Genomic DNA, 1,995 nt, shown 5'->3' with positions numbered 1-1,995 from the left:
AAAAGTGACATTTTATATTGGGAATGGGGGGTGACATTTTATTTCTGTTTTAATACAAAAATTAAAAAAGGATCAAAAGTATTAAAAAAAATGAAAAAAATATTTTATTTATAACTGCAGTACCTGGTATATTAGTACCTATAACACTAACACAAACAAGCATTGCAGCAAATGAAGAAAAAAGAGTTGAATATAATCCACAAGTAAATTGATGATGATTTTTAGGCCCTTTGGGGGGGTGCTATTGCAAATGTAGCAGAACTAAATAGAATAAATTCTGAAAATGAAAAATGAGAAAAAGAACACATAAAAGAGTTACAACTTAAAAAAGAAACTGCTTTTTCAAGACAAAATAATAGTAAGTTTTCTGATTATGATTTAATTTTAGAAAAAATGGATAATTCAGGAAATTGAATACAAGTAAGTAGTTCTATTTCTAGTGATTCAAATGATGAATTGATAGAATATGATGTTACAGAATCGTCTAATTTTAGACTAGTTATTAAAAAGTATAAATCTTCTTTATTTGAAAATTCAATTGAGGATAATTTAGCATTTACTTATGTGGTTAAAAAATAAAAGAAAAATATTAATTAGTTTAAGTTTTCCGATGACATTTTCATTATTTTCTTGTGCTCAGAAAGAAATAAAAGAATATATTGAGCAAATTAAAGTAAAATCAATTTATTTTGAAAATCTCATTAAGATTAAACAAGACCAACAAAATATAAAAGCAAATAATAGTTTTATTTTTGATCAATTTAGAGAAAAATTATTTGAAAGCAAAGAAAATAATTTTAACTTTTTAAATGAAAAAAAATTAATAATAAAAACTATTGATGATTTTGATGAAAAAATTGTTAGTAAAATTAATGAATTATATGATAAATTCAATATAAATAATAGATTAACCAAAGAACAAATTACAAAAATGTTTGAATAAGATTTTCTTAATGGAAATAAATTAGAAAATGAATTAACACAAAACAATTTAATTTTATTAGAAAATGAATCTTTATGATATACTAATGATTTTTTAAATTTTATAATTGATGAAAATACAGTTGATAAGTTTAATATCTTAGAAATATCAGTTTTAAATTTGCCTGGAATTGATAGTGGAGAAACTACGAGAAAAACATCATTAGTTTCACAAAAGAAAAGGTTTACATTAATTAAAACAGAAAAAAATAAAGAAATTGTATTTTCTAAAACAAATAAAGAAGAAAACGAAAAAATTTTACTTAATTTATATAAAGAGTTTCAATACAAAGAGAATTTTTTTATTAAAAATGATTTATTTAAAGATTATTGACCTTTAATATTTCAAAAACAAAAAGAGCAAAATATTTTTACATCAGATGTTTTAATTTTTAAAAATAATTCACTTAATTCAAATAATCTTTTATTTAATGATGACATACACATTATCAATAACAAAGAAGAATTTAAAAATAAAATTATTCCTTCTATTAAGGAATTTTACACAGAAGAGAATAGCAAAACTAAAAAAAGCGAAAATGATATTTTAACAGAATTTGAAAAGATTTTTTTCAAAGATAAAACATTTGATCAAATTTTTGAAAATAATAGCATTGTTATTCATAGAACACTAGAATATAAAACTAATTATAATTATTTAAAACAATCAGTATTAATTAAATCTAAAATTGATGAAGAAAATAAAGTTATTGATTTTTCATTAATTAATGATTCGGATTTTAACTATAATTTAAATGAAAGCTATAATTTATCCAACAGTAAAATTCAATACAATTTCTCTATTGTCCCAAAAAAATATAAAATTAACATTGTAAAAAATTTATCTTTTAAAACAATTAATGAATTATTGAAAAATAATTAATTTTATGTTTTTTGGTTTGTTTTTTCATAAAGTTTTTTAGCAGTTTCTAATTTTTTAGTCATAAAAAAATTTCTCCTTATCCCGAGTTTCCCAGTCAACACTAAAAAGCAGAAAATCAACCATTTTTTTGG

The 1,995-nt window shown here is 20.4% G+C and carries 3 protein-coding genes; all 3 read left to right on the top strand.

What is annotated here, in order from left to right; genetic code table 4:
* Positions 1-393 precede the first annotated feature (393 nt).
* Positions 394-579 (top strand): hypothetical protein, encoded by a 186-nt coding sequence (locus tag ACXX85_RS03955; protein WP_458560685.1) that lies wholly within the window; start codon positions 394-396, stop codon positions 577-579.
* Between the two features lie 31 nt (positions 580-610).
* Complete coding sequence (locus ACXX85_RS03950; RefSeq protein ID WP_458560684.1) at positions 611-943, top strand: hypothetical protein; 333 nt, start codon at positions 611-613, stop codon at positions 941-943.
* Positions 944-1,102: 159 nt separating this feature from the next.
* Positions 1,103-1,864, top strand: a complete 762-nt coding sequence (locus tag ACXX85_RS03945; protein ID WP_458560683.1) for a hypothetical protein — start codon at positions 1,103-1,105, stop codon at positions 1,862-1,864.
* The last annotated feature ends 131 nt before the right edge of the window (positions 1,865-1,995 follow it).

Source organism: Mycoplasma sp. Z386 (assembly GCF_054343375.1).
The sequence above is the reverse complement of the archived record's forward strand: the minus strand, read 5'-3'. Positions and strand labels throughout refer to the sequence as shown.